Source organism: Mycobacterium saskatchewanense (assembly GCF_010729105.1).
In the GTDB taxonomy this organism is placed as follows: Bacteria; Actinomycetota; Actinomycetes; order Mycobacteriales; family Mycobacteriaceae; genus Mycobacterium; species Mycobacterium saskatchewanense.
On the sequence record NZ_AP022573.1, the window covers coordinates 4,897,078 to 4,915,103 of the forward strand.

Consider the following 18,026-nt stretch of genomic DNA (forward strand, 5'->3'; position numbering starts at 1 on the left):
TGCCCGGCGGTAGACCGGGCACGTTAAGAACGTGTTTGGAAGTTGACGATGCGTTTAACATATTGGGTGTGAGTCGAACATGTATTCGATACACTCGCGGGGGTGGGCTGGTTTAACGGGCCGCCGAGCTGGGCGGAAATGGAACGGGTGCTCGACGGCAAGCCGCGCCATGCCGGCGAGCCACCCGTGGTCGGGGAGGACGCCCCGCTGTCCCCCAAGCGCGCGGCGTATCAACCGCCGGCACGCGGCCGGGCGGCCCGTTCGTCCATCGTTCGTTCCGTTTCGTATGCCGAGCTGCATGCGCATTCGGCGTTCAGCTTCCTGGACGGGGCCAGCACCCCGGAGGAACTCGTCGAGGAGGCCGCCCGGCTGGACCTGCGTGCCCTCGCGCTGACCGATCACGACGGGCTGTACGGGGCGGTCCGGTTCGCGGAGGCGGCCGCCGAGCTCGAGATGCGCACCGTGTTCGGGGCCGAGCTGTCTTTGGGGCGTGGTGCCCGCACCGAGACGCCGGATCCGCCCGGTCCGCACCTGCTGGTGCTGGCCCGCGGCCCGGAGGGCTACCGGCGGCTGTCGCGGCAACTGGCCGCGGCGCACCTGGCCGGCGGCGAGAAGGGCAAGCCGCGCTACGACATCGACGCGCTGACCGAGGCCGCCGGAGGGCACTGGCACATCCTGACCGGATGCCGCAAAGGCCATGTGCGCCAAGCGCTTTGCAGCGGGGGACCAGACGCGGCGGAGCGTGCGCTGGCCGACCTGGTGGACCGGTTCGGCGCCGGGCGGGTCAGCGTCGAGTTGAGCCATCACGGTCACCCGCTCGACGACGAACGCAACGCGGCGCTGGCCGCCCTCGCACCGCGCTTCGGTGTGGGCGTGGTCGCGACCACCGGCGCGCACTTCGCCGGGCCGTCGCGCGGCCGGCTGGCCATGGCGATGGGCGCCATCCGGGCCCGGGAGTCCCTGGACTCGGCCGCCGGGTGGCTGGCCCCGCTGGGCGGCGCGCACCTGCGGTCCGGCGAGGAGATGGCCCGGCTGTTCGCGTGGTGCCCCGAGGCGGTGAGCGCCGCGGCCGAGCTCGGCGAGCGGTGCGCGTTCGGGCTGGCGCTCATCGCACCCCAGCTGCCGCCGTTCGAGGTGCCCGCCGGGCACACCGAGGACAGCTTTTTGCGGCAGCTGACGATGGCGGGGGCGCGTGCCCGCTACGGCCCCGCCGATGCCGCGCCGCGGGCCTACGCCCAGATCGAGCACGAGCTGAAAATCATTGCGCAGCTGACCTTTCCGGGATATTTCCTGGTGGTCCACGACATCGCCCGGTTCTGCCGGGAGAACAACATCCTGTGCCAGGGCAGGGGCTCGGCGGCGAATTCCGCGGTCTGCTACGCCCTGGGCGTCACCGCCGTCGACCCGGTGGCCAACGAGCTGCTGTTCGAGCGGTTCCTGTCGCCGGCCCGCGACGGGCCGCCCGACATCGACATGGACATCGAATCCGACCAGCGCGAAAAGGTCATCCAGTACGTCTACGACAAGTACGGCCGCGACTACGCCGCCCAGGTCGCCAACGTCATCACCTACCGGGGCCGGATCGCGGTGCGCGACATGGCCCGCGCCCTGGGCTTCTCGCAGGGCCAGCAGGACGCCTGGAGCAAGCAGATCAGCCACTGGAACGGCCTGGCCGACTCGCCGGACGTCGAGGGCATCCCGCCGCAGGTCGTCGATTTGGCCAACCAGATCCGGAACCTGCCGCGGCACATGGGCATTCACTCCGGCGGCATGGTGATCTGCGATCGCCCGATAGCCGACGTCTGCCCGGTGGAATGGGCGCGCATGGAGAACCGCAGCGTGTTGCAGTGGGACAAGGACGACTGCGCGGCCATCGGTTTGGTGAAGTTCGACCTGCTCGGGCTGGGCATGCTTTCGGCGCTGCATTACGCCATCGACCTGGTGGGCGAGCACAAGGGGATCGAGGTGGACCTGGCCCGGCTCGACCTGTCCGAGCCGGCGGTGTACGAGATGCTGGCCCGCGCCGATTCCGTCGGCGTGTTCCAGGTGGAGTCGCGCGCGCAGATGGCGACGTTGCCGAGGTTGAAGCCGCGAATCTTCTACGACCTCGTCGTCGAGGTCGCGCTGATCCGTCCCGGGCCCATCCAGGGCGGGTCGGTGCACCCCTACATCCGGCGGCGCAACGGCCTGGACCCGGTCGTCTACGATCACCCGTCGATGGAGCCGGCGCTGCGAAAGACGCTGGGGGTGCCGCTCTTTCAGGAGCAGCTGATGCAGCTCGCGGTCGACTGCGCCGGCTTTTCCGCCGCCGAGGCCGACCAGCTGCGGCGTGCCATGGGCTCCAAGCGTTCGACCGAACGCATGCGGCGGCTGCGCGGGCGGTTCTACGACGGTATGCGCGCGCTGCACGGCGCCCCCGACGAGGTGATCGACCGGACCTACGAAAAGCTGGAGGCCTTCGCCAACTTCGGCTTTCCGGAGAGCCACGCCTTGTCCTTCGCGTCGCTGGTGTTCTATTCGTCGTGGTTCAAGCTGCACCACCCGGCGGCGTTCTGCGCGGCGCTGCTGCGGGCGCAGCCGATGGGCTTCTATTCGCCGCAGTCGCTGGTGGCCGACGCGCGCCGGCACGGCGTGACGGTGCACGGCCCGGACGTCAACGCCAGCCTGGTGCACGCCACGCTGCAGAACGCGGGAACCGAGGTCCGCCTGGGGTTGGGCGCCGTTCGTCACATCGGCGACGACCTGGCCGAGCGGCTGGTGGACGAGCGAAAGGCCAACGGGCCGTTCGCTTCTCTGCTGGATCTGACCGCCCGGCTGCAACTGTCCGTCCCGCAGACCGAGGCGCTGGCGACGGCCGGGGCCTTCGCGTGCTTCGGCATGTCCCGGCGGGAGGGGCTGTGGGCGGCCGGCGCGGCCGCCACCCAGCGGCCGGACCGGTTGCCGGGGGTGGGCTCGTCGTCGCACATCCCGGCGCTGCCGGGGATGAGCGAGCTGGAGCTGGCCGCCGCCGACGTGTGGGCCACCGGCGTCTCCCCGGACAGCTACCCGACGCAGTTCCTGCGGGAAGACCTGGACGCGCTGGGCGTGCTACCCGCCGAGAAGCTGCTCGGTGTGCCCGACGGCGACCGCGTGCTGATCGCGGGCGCGGTGACCCACCGGCAGCGGCCCGGGACGGCCCAGGGGGTGACGTTTTTGAACCTCGAGGACGAGACCGGCATGGTCAACGTGCTCTGCACACCGGGGGTGTGGGCGCGGCACCGCAAGCTGGCGAACGCGGCACCGGCGCTGCTCGTCCGGGGCCAGCTGCAGAACGCCAGCGGCGCGGTCACCGTCGTCGCCGAGCGTCTCGGCCGCATCACCCTGGCGGTCGGATCGAAGTCGCGCGACTTCCGGTGATGCCCTTCATGCCTTCGCCGAGCGTGAAACCACGGCGAAAAATCGGCCGAATCCTCGCCGTGCCTTCACGCTCGGCGAGGGGGACGCTCGCGTCGGCGCGATGGACGACGGGCGTCCGTTCGACGCCCAAAAGGCCCTAATATCGGCCGGTAGTCTCGCCTGTATGACCCTCAACCTGTCCGTCGACGAAGTCCTGACCACCACCCGCTCGGTGCGCAAGCGCCTCGATTTCGACAGGCCGGTGGGCCGCGAGGTGTTGATGGAGTGTCTCGAACTGGCGCTGCAGGCGCCCACCGGATCCAACAGCCAGGGGTGGCAGTGGGTGTTCGTCGAGGACGCCGACAAGCGCAAGGCGCTCGGCGAGATCTATCTGGCCAACGCCCGCGCGTACCTCAGCGCGCCGTCACCCGAGTACGCCGACGGTGACACCCGCGGCGAGCGGATGGGCAAGGTGCGCGATTCCGCCACCTACCTCGCCGAGCACATGCACGAGGCGCCGGTCCTGCTGGTCCCCTGCATCCAGGGCCGTGACGACCAGTCGCCACTGGGCGGCGTGTCGTTCTGGGCGTCGTTGTTCCCGGCGGTGTGGAGCTTCTGCCTGGCGCTGCGGTCCCGCGGGCTGGGCACCTGCTGGACGACGCTGCACCTGCTCAAGGACGGTGAGCGGCAGGCCGCCGAGGTGCTCGGCATCCCGTTCGACCAGTACAGCCAGGCCGGGTTGTTCCCGATCGCCTACACCAAGGGCACCGACTTCCGCCCGGCCAAGCGCCTGCCCGCCGAGCAGGTGACGCACTGGAATGCCTGGTAAGCCCCTCGGTCTCAGGTCGCCCCGGCATACCCTTGCTGGCGCCACGCCTCGTAGACGGCGATCGCCGCGGCGTTGGACAGGTTCAGCGAGCGCCGGCCCGCCAGCATCGGGATGCGCACCTGCCCGGTGACGTGCGGATCGGCCAGCGTTTCGGCGTCCAGCCCGTCGGGCTCCGGGCCGAACATCAACACGTCCCCGGCGCGGTAGTCGACGTCGGCGAACCGGGTGGTCGCCTTCGACGTGAAGGCGAACACCCGTGCCGGCGTCAGCGTCGCCCACGCCTCGGCCAGCGACGGGTGAACGGTCACCGACGCCAGGTCGTGATAGTCCAGGCCGGCCCGCCGCAACTGGGGCTCGGACAGGTCGAACCCCAGGGGCTCGACCAGGTGCAGTTCGCAGCCGGTGGCGGCCGCCGTCCGGATGGCGTTGCCCGTATTCGGGGGGATGCGCGGGGACACGAACATCAGCCGGAACATCTGCCGATCATGACAAAGCCGGGCCGGCCGCGTTTGCCAGCGTCGCAGCCCGGCGCCGGGCCCCACGCCGGTGCACAGTGAGAATCTGGTGACCTGCGGCTTGGGCTGTCATACTCGTCGAATTGCCACGTTCACCGCTCGTGCCTATCTGCGCGCGGCGGGTGGAAATAACGCAGGAAGTTTCATGAGCCTCTCGTTTCGTTCAGCGCTGAAGGTCTGCGTGGCGGCCGGTCTCCCGGCCGCGGCGACGTGACCATGTTCGCCCGCCCGGCCCACGCGGCCGAGGCGGTCCCGCCCGGGTTCGCCGACGACCCGGCCGGCGCGCCGGCGCCCGCCAAGCGCCCGCCCGCGTGGGCACCGAGCAACTGGCCCGTCCGCTGGAAGGTCCTGGCGATGGTGCTGGTCCCGCTCGTCCTGGCGACGGTGTTCGGTGCCCTGAGGATCCAGGGCGCGATGGCCAACTCGAGCGGATTGCGGCTCGCTGCGGCCCGCGCGGACGTGGTGCCGGCGATCACGAAATACATGTCCGCGCTGGACGTGGCGCTGTTGGCGAGTTCCACCGACCGCGACGTCGAGGGCGCGAAGAAGAACTACGAGGCGCGCAAGTACGAGCTGCAGCAGCGGCTGGCCGACACCGACGTGACCTCCGACGTGCGGTCCGGGGTGACAACCCTGCTGGGCGGCGGTCAGGCGCTGCTGGACAAGGTGGCCGACAACAGCATCGGTCTGCGCGACCGGGTCACCACCTACGCCCCGATCCTGCTGACGGCCGAGGACGTCATCAACGCGTCGGTACAGGTGGACAACCGGCAGACCCGGGCGCAGACGCAGGGGCTGAGCCGGGCGGTCGGCGCCCGTGGACAGATGACGATGCAGAAGATCCTCGTCACCCGCGGCGCCGACCTGCCCGAGCCGCAGCTGCGGACGTCGATGATCACCCTGGCCGGCACCGAGCCGTCGACCCTGTTCGGGATGAGCGAGGTGCTCGGCGCGGGTTCGCCCGACGCCAAGACGCTGCAGCAGCAGATGGTGACCCGGATGGCGATCATGTCCGATCCGGCCGCGGTGCTGGTCGACAACCCCGAGCTGCTGCGCTCGATCCAGACCACCGACGACATCGCCGAACAGGTCATCAAGGACACGACGGCGTCGGTCACCAAGTCGGTGCACGCCCAGGCCAACGACCGGCGCGACGCCGCCATCCTCGACGCCGTCCTGGTGCTGACCGCCATCGTGGTCGCCCTGGCCGTGGTGCTGCTGGTGGCCCGCGCGCTGGTCCGACCGCTGCGCGTGCTGCGCGACGGCGCGCTCAAAGTCGCGCACACCGACCTCGAGGAGGAGGTCGCCCGGGTCAAGGCCGGCGGCACCACGCCGACGCCCGCGCCGCTCCCCGTCTACACCACCGAGGAGATCGGCCAGGTCGCGCACGCCGTCGACGAGCTGCACACCCAGGCCCTGCTGCTGGCCGGTGACGAGGCGCGCCTGCGGCTGCTGGTCAACGACATGTTCGAGACCATGTCGCGGCGCAGCCGCTCCCTGGTCGATCAGCAGCTGCAGCTCATCGACCGGCTGGAGCGCAACGAGGAGGACCCTGAGCGCCTCGACAGCCTCTTCCGGCTGGACCACTTGGCGGCCCGGCTGCGCCGCAACAGCGCCAACCTACTGGTGCTGGCCGGCGCGCAGCTCGCCCGTGACCAGCGCGACCCGGTGCCGCTGTCGACCGTGGTCAACGCCGCCGTGTCGGAGGTCGAGGACTACCGGCGGGTGGAGATCGTGGCGTTGCCCGAGTGCGCGCTGGTCGGCGCGACCGCCGGCGGCGTCATCCACCTGTTCGCCGAGCTGATCGACAACGCCCTGCGCTACTCGCCGCCGACGACGGCCGTCCGGGTATCCGCCGCACGCGGGGGTGACGGCGGCGTGTTGCTCCGCATCTCCGACTCCGGCCTGGGGATGAACGACGCCGACCGGCGCATCGCGAACACGCGGCTGCAGGCCGGGGGGGACGCCCCCGACCCCACCCCCGACAACGCCCGTCACATGGGGCTATTCGTGGTGGGCCGCATCGCGGCGCGGCACGGCATCCGGGTGGGGCTGCGCGGCCCGGCGCCGGACGAGACCGGCCCCGGCACAACCGCCGAGATATACCTGCCGGCCACCGTCCTCGACGGGGTGCGGGCCGAGCCGCGCGACATTCGGGCGGTGCCGGTGCCGAGCGCACCGCCGGCAGAAGCGGTCGCCGCCCCCGCGGACACCCGGATTCGCGGTCGGTCGGACAAGAACGGTGCGGCGGGGTCCACCCCGCCGGTCACGCTGCTGCCGCGGCGCAATCCCGGTTCCAGCGGCATCACCGAGTTGCCCGAGCCATCCGGCGAGCCGGAGCCCAGCCACCACCGGCGCGACCTGCCCGCCCCGGCGCAGGCACCGGCGGCCCCGGTGACCAACACGGTGACCAACACGTCGGCGTTCTTCGGCGCGCGGTCGCGAAACGCCGAGGAGCGGGCCCAACCGTCTGCCGTCGCCGAGGCCCCGGCGGCCCCGGTCGCGCCGAAGGCCCCGCCCACCCCGAAGGCCCCGCCCACCCCGAAGGCCGCCCCGGCCGCCCCGGCCGATGATGACGTCATCTACCGGAGGATGCTGTCGGAGATGCTGGGCGACCCGCACGACCTGGTCAACAGCCCGGACCTGGACTGGCAGTCGGTCTGGGACCGCGGCTGGACGCTGGCGGCCGAGGCCGAGGACAAGCCCGTCGAGGCGCGCACCGCCGACCACGGGCTGCCGGTCCGCACTCCCGGCGCCCGGCTGGTGCCCGGTACGGCCAACGGCGCTGAATCCCGCGAGCAGGACGAGAGCGACCAGGGCGACCAGGGTCTCAATGGGCGGCACCCGCAGCACGCGGCCGTCACCCGCGACCCCGAGGCCGTCCGCGCCTCCTTCAGCAGCCATTTCGGCGGCGTGCGCACGGGCCGTGCGCACGCCCATGATCAAGGGTCTGAGCAGTAATGACATCACCCGACAACTCCCTGGACTGGCTGGTGACGCGGTTCTCCCGCGAGGTGCCCGGCGTGGCGCACGCCCTGCTGGTGTCGGTCGACGGGCTGCCCATCGCCGCCAGCGAGCACCTGCCGCGCGAGCGCGCCGACCAACTGGCCGCGGTGGCCTCCGGGCTGGCCAGCCTCGCCGCCGGCGCCGCGCAGCTCTTCGAGGGCGGTCAGGTGCTGCAGTCGGTGGTCGAGATGGAGAACGGCTACCTGTTGCTGATGCGGGTCGGCGACGGCTCGCATCTGGCCACGCTGGCCGCCACGTCGTGTGACATCGGCCAGATCGGCTACGAGATGGCCCTCCTGGTCGAACGAGTGGGCGGCGTGGTCCAGTCCGCCCGCCGGTCCACCGTCTCGTGAGCCCCCGATGGTCGAACACGAGCCCTGGGCGGTCAGACGCGAGGCCAGCCTGGTTCGTCCGTACACCCTGACGGCCGGCCGAACCGACACCGACGTCGACCTACCCCTGGAAGCGCCCATCCAGACCCTGCAGGCCGGGCTGGCCCACCGCTGGCCGCCCGACGACGCGAGAGGCAAGATCATCCACCTGTGTGTCGACAGCCCATCCGTGGCGGAAATCTCGGCGCGGCTGGATTTACCCGTCGGAGTCGCGCGCGTCCTGGTCGGTGATCTGGTGCTGTCCGGCTACCTTCGGGTGCATAGGACCTTGACCGAGCGTTCGACCAGGGACGAGCGCTACGAACTCATAGGAAGGACGCTGCGTGGCCTCAAAGCACTCTGAGGCGCAGCCCGAGGGGGGAGCCCACGCGTCGACGAAGATCGTCGTCGCGGGCGGGTTCGGCGCCGGCAAGACCACGTTCGTGGGGGCGGTGTCGGAGATTATGCCGCTGCGCACCGAGGCGATGCTGACCGACGCCTCGACCGGCGTGGACGCGCTCGAGGCCACCCCGGACAAACGGACCACGACCGTCGCGATGGACTTCGGGCGGATCACGCTGGACGAGGACCTGGTGCTGTACCTGTTCGGCACCCCGGGTCAGCGCCGGTTCTGGTTCATGTGGGACGACCTGGTCCGCGGCGCGATCGGCGCCATCATCCTCGTCGACTGCCGACGGCTGGAGGACAGCTTCGCCGCCGTCGACTTCTTCGAGCACCGCAACCTGCCGTTTCTGATTGCGGTCAACGAGTTCGACGGCGCGCCGCGGTATCCGGTCGCCGAGGTGCGTGAGGCGCTCACCCTGCCCGCGCACATCCCGGTGATCGGGGTCGACGCCCGGGACCGCCGGTCGGCGACGGACGCGCTGATCGCCGTGAGCGAGTACGCGCTGCAGAGCCTGGCCGCGAGCTGACCGCTGCGCTTCGGTGGGCCGAGCGCGAGTTCGAGGGCCACGACTTCACCGACGAGGACCTCAGCCGGCTGCTAACGGAGCGGGTCGTGTTCAGCGACTGCAACTTCAGCGGCGCCAACCTGGCCGAGTCGCAGCACCGCGGTTCGGCGTTTCGCAACTGCCGGTTCGAACGCACCACGCTGTGGCACAGCTTGTTCGCGCAGTGCAGCCTGCTCGGCTCGGTGTTCGTGCACTGCCGGCTGCGGCCCATCTCGTTCGACGAGGTGGACTTCACGCTCGCGGTGCTGGGCGGCAACGACCTGCGCGGCGTCGACCTGAGCGGCTGCCGGCTGCGCGAGGCCAGTCTGGTGGGAACCGACCTGCGCAAGGCCGTGCTGTGCGGCGCGGACCTCAGCGGCGCCCGGACCACCGGCGCCCGGCTGGACAACGCCGACCTGCGCGGCGCGACCGTCGACCCCGCGCTGTGGCGGACGGCGGCGCTGGCCGGCGCCCGGGTCGACGTCGGCCAGGCGGTGGCGTTTGCGCTGGCGCACGGGCTACTGCTGGACGGGGGCCCGGACGGGTAACCCGTCAGCGCTTGAGCCGGATGCGCCACCGCACGACGACGGCGTAGGCGACCGACAGGGCGCCGAGCATCCCCATGTCGAGCAGCCACGCGCCGGGGGTGTGTTTCCAGTGGCCGTCCTTGGGGCTCAGCGTGCCCGGCACCAGCTTCCACAGGTCGACCGTCGACGCCGACGCCGCGTAGCCCCAGCGCGACGGCACGGCCCAGGAGAGCTGATCGAGGAAGATGCGGGCGGTGATCGGGACCATGCCGCCGGCCAGCACGAGCTGCAGCATCAGCGACACCACCAGCAGCGGCATGACCTGCTCGTTGGAACGCGCGATCGACGACAGCATCATCCCGAAGACCGCCGAGGCCACGCAGGTCGCGGCCACGGCCACGAACAGCTCCAGGCTGGCGGCGTACTTGGAGGACCCGAGCAGCACCGCCGGCTGGCTGGGCGTGCCCTTGCCCACCAGCACGATGCCCGTCGCGATCGCCGCCTGCACGATCGCGAACGCGCAGAACACCGTGATCTTGGCGATCAGGTAGGCCCCGGTCGACAGGCCCACCGCCTGCTCACGCCGGAAGATGGCGCGCTCGCCGATGAGGTCGCGGATGGTCAGCGCCGTGCCCATGAAGACGGCGGCGATGGTCAGCAGGATGAGGATCTGCGCCGACTCGTCGGGCGTCTCGCTGGTTGGCTGGGCGACGCCGAAGCCGGTGTCGCCCGGCACGGTCAGCGACAGCGCCCCCAGCACGAACGGGAGCAGCGCGAGGAAGACGAAGTACGCCCGGTCGGAGACCACTAGGCGGACCTGGCGGCGGGCGACGGTGGAGAACTGCCGGCGCATGCTCGTGTGCGCCGGGGCGCCCAGGTCGGCGGGCGCTTCGATCCGGGCGACCGGCGGCGCGTTCCGGGCCTCGTTGTGGGCCCTGAAGCGGCGATTGGCCTCGTCGGGGTCGGCGCCCACCTTGGCGAAGATCTGCGCCCAGTTGGTGGTGCCCATCGCGTCGCCGATCCGCCCCGGCGGCCCCAGGTAGGCGGTCTTGCCGCCGGGCGCCATCAGCAGCACCTGGTCGCAGACGTCGAGATAGGTCAGGGAGTGGGTGACCACCAGCACGACGCGCCCGGCGTCGGCCAGCTGCCGGAGCATCGTCATGACCTGCAGGTCGAGCGCCGGGTCGAGCCCCGAGGTGGGCTCGTCGAGGATGAGCAGCGACGGCCCGGTGAGTAGCTCCAGCGCGACCGACGCGCGCTTGCGTTGGCCGCCGGACAGCTTGTCGACGCGGGTGTCGGCGTGCTGGGTGAGCCCCAGCTCGTCGAGCACCTGCGCGACCACCTGCTCCCGGTCGGCCTTGCTCGTGTCCGGCGGCAGGCGCAGCTCGGCGGCGTAGCCGAGCGCCTGGTTGACCGTGAGCTGGCGGTGCACGACGTCGTCCTGGGGGACCATGCCGATCCGGGTGCGCAGCGACGCGTATTCGGTGTGGATGTCGTGCCCCTCGAAGGTGACCAGGCCGGAGGTCGGGGTGGCATACCCGGCGATCAGCCGCGACAGCGTGGTCTTGCCCGCCCCGGATCCGCCGATGATCGCGGTCAGCGTGCCCGGACGCGCGGTCAGCGAGATCCGCTCGAGCAGGTTCTTCCCCTCGATGGTGAAGTTGACGTCGCGCACCTCCAGGCCGCCCGTGCGGGCCGCCGCCTCGCCGCGACGCACCAGCACGCCCGCGGTGAAGACCAGGTCCACATTGCCGATGGTCACCACGTCACCCTCGGCGAGCACCGCGGACCCGACCCTGATCCCGTTGACGAAGGTCCCGTTGATGCTCTGCGCGTCGCGGATCTCGGTGCCGATCGGCGTCGCGGTGAGGAAGGCGTGGTGGCGCGAGGCCAGCACGTCGTGGATCACGATGTCGTTGTCGAGCGCGCGGCCGATCCACGCCGTCCCGGTGACGGGCTCCCGCAGATCCCCGGCCCCGGGGACTTTCACCCGGGTGGTTGGGAACTCGACCACCTCGCCGCTCACGCCGATCTGCGTGGGCGGATTCGCCTCCGACGACGGGTCCGGAGGCTGCGCACCCTGCGCTAGCGCCTGCGTCGCGGCGGTCGGGGGCACGACGGGGACGGCGGTGGTCCGCAGCGGGTCGTTGGGCCGGTGCAGCCTCGGCGGGGCCTGCTGCGGCGGCTGGCCCGGGGGAGGGGGCCGCCGGGGAGGCGCGGGCTGGGGCTGCGACACGGGCCCCGAGGACGCCGGTGGCCGGCCGCCGGGCGTGGCGATGACCGGTATCGATTCCGTCGTCAGCGGGAGGAGGCCGACCGACCCGGTGTGGTGGCCGACCCGGAATGTCACCCGCGGTCCGTCGGGCTTGCCGACGTTGAGCGCCTGCCCGTCGCGGATGTCCACCGTGGCCACCCGCTGGCCGTTGAGGAACACACCGTTCAGCGAGTTGTTGTCGACGGCGATCCACCGGCCGTTGTCGAAGCGCAACAGCAGGTGCGCCCGGGCGACCAGCGGGTGGGCCACGCGCAGGTCGGCGCGCACGTCGCTGCCGACGACGACGTCGCGCCCCGGCGCGAAGCTCAATTCAGAACGTCCGGATCCAACCGTCAGCACGGGCTGAGCGGGTCGAGTCATCCGTCCCTCAGGGCGAAAGCGGGTGGCGGGGCCACCTCAGTGCCGTTTGAGCCGGATGTGCCAGCGAACGAAGCCCGTGTAGGCGATCGACAGCAGGGCCAGCATGCCCAGGTCGAACAGCAGGATGTGGACCGAGTGCTGCCAGATCGGGTCGTTCGTCGGGATCTGCTTGACCTTCACCAGCGACGGGAAGTCGATCGAGGACGCCCCCGCCGCGTAGCCCCACCGCGCCGGCGTGAGCCACGCCAGCTCCTCGAGCCCGAAGCGCTGATACACCGGGATCATGCCGCTGGAGAACACCAGCTGCGACATGATCGACACCACCAGCAGCGGCATGATCTGTTCGTTGGACTGCGCCACGGCGGACAGCAGCAGCCCGAGCATCGCCGAGGCCACACAGGTGCCCGCCACGGTGATGAACAGCGCAAAGGTCGAGTTGCCGAACAGCGGCGGATGCGCCGTCGGCGCGCCCTTACCCAGCCGCACGATGAACGTCGCCACCGCGGCCTGGGCCGTCGCGAAGACGCAGAACACGGCGATCTTGGCCAGCAGGTAGGCGGTCGTCGACAGGCCGACGGCCTGCTCCCGGCGGAAGATGGGACGCTCCCCGATGAGGTCGCGGATGGTCAGCGCGGTGCCCATGAAGACGGCGCCGATGTTGAGCAGCACCATGATGTACTGCGGCTGCGTGGGCGCGGGGCCGAGCGGGTCGGCGGGACCGAGGCCCGGCGTGGGGCCCTTCACGGTCAGCGACAGCGCGCCGATGAGGAACGGCAACACCGCCAGGAAAATCGTGTAGCCGCGGTCCGACACGACGAGCCGGACCTGGCGGCGCGCGACGGTGGACAACTGGCGCCACAGGTCGGTCTTGGGCGGTTCGCCCAGGTCGGCCGGGCTCTGCGGCGAGGGGGCCTGCTCCGACTGCTGGTTGCGCTCCTTGAAACGGCGGTTGGCCTCGTCCGGGTCGGCGCCCACCTTGGCGAAGATGTCGGCCCAGTTGCGGGTGCCCATCGCGGCCTCGACCTGATCCGGGGGCCCGCAGAACGCGGTCTTGCCGCCAGGCGCGATCAGCAGGATCTGGTCGCAGACGTCCAGGTAGGACACGGAGTGGGTGACCACCAGCACCACGCGGCCGGCGTCGGCGAGCTGGCGCATCATCAGCATCACCTGGCGGTCCAGGGCCGGGTCGAGGCCCGAGGTCGGTTCGTCCAGCAGCAGCAGCGACGGCTGGGTGAGCAGCTCGAGCGCCACCGAGGCGCGTTTGCGCTGACCGCCGGACAGGTTGTCGACGCGGGTGTCGGCGTGCCGCGTCATGTCGAGCTCTTCGAGCACCTGCGCGACGATCTGGGCGCGTTCCTGTTTGCTGGTGTCCGGCGGTAGGCGCAGCTCCGCGGCGTAGTTCAGGGCCTGGTTGACCGTCAGCTGACGGTGCACCACGTCGTCCTGGGGGACCATCCCGATCCTGCTGCGCATCGACGCGTACTCGCTGTGGATGTCGTGGCCCTCGAACGTCACCGAACCGGACGTCGGGTTGGTGTAGCCGACGATCACGCGTGACAGCGTGGTCTTGCCAGCGCCGGAACCGCCGATGATCGCCGTCAGCGTGCCCGGGCGGGCGGTCAGCGAGACGTGGTCGAGCAGCTGCTTGCCGTGGTCGACGGTGTAGCAGACCGAGTTGACCTCCAGGCCGCCGGTGCGCGTGGCGGCCTCGGTGCGACGGACCAGGGTGTCGCGGGTGAAGACCAGGTCGACGTTGCCGATGGTCACCACGTCGCCCTCGGTCAGCAGCGCCGACCCGACCCGGACCCCGTTGACGAAGGTGCCGTTGACGCTGTGCGCGTCGCGGATCTCGGTGCCCAGCGGGGTCTGCGTCATGAACGCGTGGTGGCGCGACGCGAGGACGTCCTGGATGACGATGTCGTTGTCGGTGGCACGCCCGATGGTCTGCGCCCCGATCGGCTTCTGGAACGCCCCGGACCGGGACGGCATCAGCGCGTTGAACATCTTGGTCGCGAGGTTCCCCACCTCGGGTGGCTTGTCGGCGACCGGCGACAGCTGGGTCTGCGGCGCCGCGGGTGGGGCGCCACCGCCCGGCATCGGCGGGTGCGGATGGAAGTTGGGTGACGGCGGGGGCGGTGGTGGCGGCGCGTTGACCGGATGGGCCGGGCCGGGCGCGTAGGCGGAGTGGCGCCCGGCGGCGGGCGGGTACACCGGCTGCCCGTGCGGGGGCGGCGGTGGTCCCGGGTGCGGCCGCAGCGGCGGCGGCGCGACGCGGCCGTGCGGTCGGCCGGGGACGGGCGCGGGGGGAGGCGCGGGGGCGGCCGACCAGGCGCCGCCGGCCGACTGCGTCGCCCCGGCCGGCAGGCGCATCGACTCGGTCTCGGGCGGGCGCCCGACCAAGCCCTGATGCCGTCCGACCTCGAACCTCAGCAGCGGACCGTCGGGATTCCCGATGTTGAGCGTCGCGCCGTCGTGGATGTCGACCACCGGCACCCGCCGGCCGTTGACGAAAGTGCCGTTGAGCGAACCGTTGTCGATCGCCAGCCAGCGTCCCTGGTCGAATCGCAGCAGCAGGTGGGCGCGCGAGATCAGTGGGTGGGTGATGCGCATGTCAGCGCGAAGATCGCGACCGATCACCACGTCGTGGCCCGCCGCGAAGGTGCGTTCCGAGCCGTCGAAGCGGACGGTCAACACTGGTGGGGCTGCTGCGGTCATCGAAAACAACTGTAGCTTGTGGGCCGCCTATCACCCTGTGACGTCGGGTGCGCCTGTCACCACGCAGTGCGTGCGCGTGTAGATCGTCGCCATGCACTTGTTGCAGTGCGTGCAGGCCGAATGCACGCTGTGCGCGGCGCCGTCGGCCGCGATCCGACTGATCAGGTCGGGCTCCGCGAGCAGGGCCCGGCCCATCGCGACGAACTGGAACCCCTCGGCCATCGCGAGGTCCATCGTCTCCCGGTTGGTGATGCCGCCGAGCAGGATCAGCGGCATCGTCAGCTCGGCCCGGAACAGCTTGGCGTGGCGTAACAAATAGGCCTCGCGATACGGGTACTCGCGGAGGAATTTCTTGCCGGTCGCGCGCATGCCCCAACTCAGCGGCGGCCTGAAGGCGCCGGCGAACTCCTTGAGCGGGGCGTCACCGTGGAACAGGTACATCGGGTTGACGAGCGAGCTGCCCGCGGTGAGCTCGATCGCGTCCAGCCCGCCGTCGTCCTGCAGCCACTTGGCCGTCGTCAGCGCCTCGTCGGTGTTGATGCCGCCGCGGACGCCGTCGGTCATGTTGAGCTTGGCGGTGACCGCCACCCGTCCCGGGGCCTGCATGTCGACAGCGCGGCGCACTGCCATCACCAGCGCGCGGGCCACCTTCGCGCGATTCTCCAGCGATCCGCCGAACTCGTCGTCGCGGCGGTTGATCAGCGGGGAGAGGAACGCGCTCGCCAAATAGTTGTGCCCCAAGTGGATTTCGACGGCGTCGAAGCCAGCGTCGATGGCGAGCAGCGCGGCGTTCGCGTGGGCCGCGATGACGTCGTCGATGTCGTCGCGGGTCGCCTTCTTGGCGAACCGCATCCCGATCGGGTTGAAGAACCGCACCGGCGCCAGCGCGGTGGCCTTGTTGGACTTGGCGTTGGCCACCGGACCGGCGTGGCCGATCTGCGCGCTCACCGCCGCGCCCTCCGCGTGGATCGCGTCGGTGAGCCGGCGGAACCCGGGCACGGCCTCCGGGCGCATCCAGATCCCGTTGCCCTCGGTGCGGCCGCCGGGGGAGACGGCGCAGTAGGCGACGGTGGTCATGCCGACCCCGCCCGCGGCCGGCGCCCGGTGGTACTCGATGAGGTCGTCGGTCACCAGCGCGTCCGGCGTGCGCGCCTCGAACGTCGCGGCCTTGATGGTGCGGTTGCGCAGCGTGACAGGGCCCAGTTTGGCGGGGGCCAGGACGTCCGGGGGGGTAGACATATCGGGAGCCTAGTGGCGATCGCAAGCGCGGCTGCGGTGTGTCCCAGCCGGGCGCGGCGGGTCGCCATCGTCGAGATCTGCCAGACTGTTTGGCGTGGGCGCAATCACACTGGACGGCAAGGCCACCCGCGACGAGATCTTCGTCGACCTGAAGGAACGGGTGGCGGCGCTCACCGCGGTCGGCCGCACGCCGGGCCTGGGCACCATCCTGATCGGCGACGACCCCGGCTCGCAGGCGTACGTCCGTGGCAAGCACGCCGACTGCGCGAAGGTCGGGATCACGTCGATCCGCCGGGACCTGCCCGCCGACATCAGCACGACCACGCTGCACGACACCATCGCCGAACTCAACGCCAACCCGGAATGCACCGGATACATCGTGCAGCTGCCGCTGCCCAAGCACCTGGACGAGAACGCGGCGCTCGAGCTCGTGGACCCGAACAAGGACGCCGACGGGCTGCACCCGACCAACCTGGGCCGCCTGGTGCTGGGCGTTCCGGCGCCGCTGCCGTGCACGGCGCGCGGCATCGTGCACCTGTTGCGGCGCTACGACATCGAGATCGCCGGGGCACACGTGGTCGTCATCGGCCGGGGTGTGACGGTCGGCCGCCCGCTGGGGCTGCTGCTCACCCGCCGCTCCGAGAACGCCACCGTGACCTTGTGCCACACCGGAACTCGCGACCTGGCCGCCTTCACCAAGCAGGCCGACATCGTCGTCGCGGCCGTCGGCGTGCCGCACATGCTGACCGCCGGCATGGTGCGGCCCGGTGCCGCCGTCGTCGACGTCGGTGTCAGCCGCACGGACAGCGGCCTGGTCGGCGACGTGCACCCCGACGTCTGGGAGGTGGCCGGCCACGTGTCGCCGAATCCCGGCGGCGTCGGGCCGTTGACGCGGGCGTTCCTGCTGACCAACGTCGTCGAACTGGCCGAGCGGCAATGACCGCGCGGTCCGTGCTGCAGGCGCAGTGGCCGATCCTGTTGGTGGGCCTCATCTTTGCGACGGCGTTCATCCTCGCGGGCGCCAACTTCTGGCGCCGCGGTTCCCTGCTGATCGGCATCGGTGTCGGGGTGGCCGCGGTGCTGCGTCTGGTGCTGTCCGAGGACCGCGCCGGCCTGTTGGCGGTGCGCAGCAAGGGCACCGACTTCGTCACGACCGCGGCGGTCGGGGCGGCGATGGTCTATATCGCGTCGACCATCGACCCGCTGGGTACGCGCTAGATCCCCGGGATCCCACCCGGGAGCCCACCGGGGAGCCCGCCCATTCCCGGGAGTCCGGGCATTCCCGGCAGCTGGGGCACGGCGGCGCCGAGGTTGCCGCTGGCGATGTTGGCCATCTCCTGTGGGCAGTACATCTGGATCGCGATGCTGGTGAACATCTGGGCCATCTGCGGGGACATGCCCCGGTGGGAAACGCTGGCCGCGGCGGCGGCGAAGTTGCCGCCCGGCTCGACGAGCATCGGGCAGATGGACTGGCCGACGGCCATCGCGTTCCCGGGTTCGCCGAAGTCGATGCCGGCATGGTTGAGCGCGTCGATGAAGTGGTCGTCGGTGGCGGGATCCGCCCCGGCGGGCGCCGCGAACGCGGACGCCGCGGTCAGGAGGCCGGCGGCAGCAGCCAGCAGGCGGATTGTGAGGGGCTGGTGACGGAGATCCCAGATCCACCGGTGCGTCGATGCCAACGATGCCATTGCCCTCATGCCAGCCTCCCCATCTGTTTGTGGAGTGCTCGGCGGCACTCGAATCACCTATGGAACTCTGATCTACGCGTGTCACGTTTGCAACACGGTGCGATAAAGCTTTGCCCAATAAGCGTTTCGTAAGGGTTGCCCGTCCGAGACGTGGATTATGGGCGGTCCCAACGATC

At 71.0% G+C, this 18,026-nt stretch carries 14 protein-coding genes; 9 read left to right on the forward strand and 5 right to left on the reverse strand.

All coding sequences use genetic code 11. The features are described 5' to 3' along the window. Positions 1-102 precede the first annotated feature (102 nt). Both G6N56_RS23185 and G6N56_RS23190 read left to right on the forward strand, forming a co-directional pair. A complete protein-coding gene (locus G6N56_RS23185) occupies positions 103-3,396 on the forward strand; it encodes an error-prone DNA polymerase (RefSeq protein ID WP_180150399.1) in 3,294 nt (1,097 codons plus the stop codon). Positions 3,397-3,559: 163 nt separating this feature from the next. Next, the gene (locus tag G6N56_RS23190; protein ID WP_085255606.1) at positions 3,560-4,204 is read left to right on the forward strand and encodes a nitroreductase family protein; all 645 of its coding nucleotides are present in this window, start codon (positions 3,560-3,562) and stop codon (positions 4,202-4,204) included. 11 nt (positions 4,205-4,215) lie between these two features. On the opposite strand, the gene G6N56_RS23195 is transcribed toward G6N56_RS23190, so the two are convergent. Further along, positions 4,216-4,680 carry a tRNA (cytidine(34)-2'-O)-methyltransferase gene (locus G6N56_RS23195; protein WP_085255607.1) on the reverse strand — a complete coding sequence of 155 codons (465 nt, stop codon included), beginning with the start codon at positions 4,678-4,680 and terminating at the stop codon, positions 4,216-4,218. A 249-nt stretch (positions 4,681-4,929) separates the two neighbouring features. Between G6N56_RS23195 and G6N56_RS23200 the strand changes: the two genes are divergently transcribed. The 5 genes from G6N56_RS23200 to G6N56_RS23220 are packed head-to-tail and all read left to right on the forward strand — an operon-like array spanning position 4,930 to position 9,594. Beyond that, positions 4,930-7,680 (forward strand): sensor histidine kinase, encoded by a 2,751-nt coding sequence (locus tag G6N56_RS23200; protein ID WP_163645164.1) that lies wholly within the window; start codon positions 4,930-4,932, stop codon positions 7,678-7,680. Then, the gene (locus G6N56_RS23205) at positions 7,680-8,078 is read left to right on the forward strand and encodes a serine protease inhibitor (protein ID WP_085258436.1); all 399 of its coding nucleotides are present in this window, start codon (positions 7,680-7,682) and stop codon (positions 8,076-8,078) included. Before G6N56_RS23200 ends, G6N56_RS23205 begins: the two co-directional genes overlap by 1 nt. 7 nt (positions 8,079-8,085) lie before the next feature. Then, positions 8,086-8,460, forward strand: a complete 375-nt coding sequence (locus tag G6N56_RS23210; RefSeq protein WP_085258435.1) for a DUF742 domain-containing protein — start codon at positions 8,086-8,088, stop codon at positions 8,458-8,460. Next, entirely contained in the window at positions 8,441-9,028 is a 588-nt protein-coding gene (locus tag G6N56_RS23215) for a GTP-binding protein (RefSeq protein ID WP_085258434.1), read from the forward strand. Before G6N56_RS23210 ends, G6N56_RS23215 begins: the two co-directional genes overlap by 20 nt. Continuing rightward, positions 9,025-9,594, forward strand: a complete 570-nt coding sequence (locus G6N56_RS23220) for a pentapeptide repeat-containing protein (RefSeq protein WP_085258433.1) — start codon at positions 9,025-9,027, stop codon at positions 9,592-9,594. The genes G6N56_RS23215 and G6N56_RS23220 overlap by 4 nt, the downstream gene beginning before the upstream one ends. A 4-nt stretch (positions 9,595-9,598) precedes the next feature. Here the strand turns inward: G6N56_RS23220 and G6N56_RS23225 are convergent, their stop codons facing one another. Genes G6N56_RS23225 through G6N56_RS23235 form a run of 3 tightly spaced genes read right to left on the reverse strand, consistent with a single transcriptional unit; the run spans position 9,599 to position 16,162 of the window. Next, positions 9,599-12,208, reverse strand: a complete 2,610-nt coding sequence (locus G6N56_RS23225) for an ATP-binding cassette domain-containing protein (RefSeq protein ID WP_085258432.1) — start codon at positions 12,206-12,208, stop codon at positions 9,599-9,601. Positions 12,209-12,244: 36 nt separating this feature from the next. Then, complete coding sequence (locus G6N56_RS23230; RefSeq protein ID WP_085258431.1) at positions 12,245-14,923, reverse strand: ATP-binding cassette domain-containing protein; 2,679 nt, start codon at positions 14,921-14,923, stop codon at positions 12,245-12,247. 30 nt (positions 14,924-14,953) lie between these two features. Then, on the reverse strand, positions 14,954-16,162 hold the full coding sequence (locus G6N56_RS23235) for an NADH:flavin oxidoreductase (protein ID WP_085258430.1): 1,209 nt from the start codon (positions 16,160-16,162) through the stop codon (positions 14,954-14,956). Positions 16,163-16,256: 94 nt separating this feature from the next. Here G6N56_RS23235 and G6N56_RS23240 point away from each other — a divergent pair, with 94 nt between their 5' ends. Together G6N56_RS23240 and G6N56_RS23245 are read left to right on the forward strand one after the other, a co-directional pair. Continuing rightward, positions 16,257-17,102, forward strand: coding sequence for a bifunctional methylenetetrahydrofolate dehydrogenase/methenyltetrahydrofolate cyclohydrolase (locus G6N56_RS23240; protein WP_085258429.1), 846 nt, complete (start codon positions 16,257-16,259; stop codon positions 17,100-17,102). Next, entirely contained in the window at positions 17,099-17,380 is a 282-nt protein-coding gene (locus G6N56_RS23245; protein WP_085258428.1) for a DUF3017 domain-containing protein, read from the forward strand. Before G6N56_RS23240 ends, G6N56_RS23245 begins: the two co-directional genes overlap by 4 nt. Here G6N56_RS23245 and G6N56_RS23250 read toward each other — a convergent pair. Then, entirely contained in the window at positions 17,377-17,850 is a 474-nt protein-coding gene (locus G6N56_RS23250; protein ID WP_085258427.1) for a DUF732 domain-containing protein, read from the reverse strand. The genes G6N56_RS23245 and G6N56_RS23250 overlap by 4 nt on opposite strands. Between the last annotated feature and the right edge of the window lie 176 nt (positions 17,851-18,026).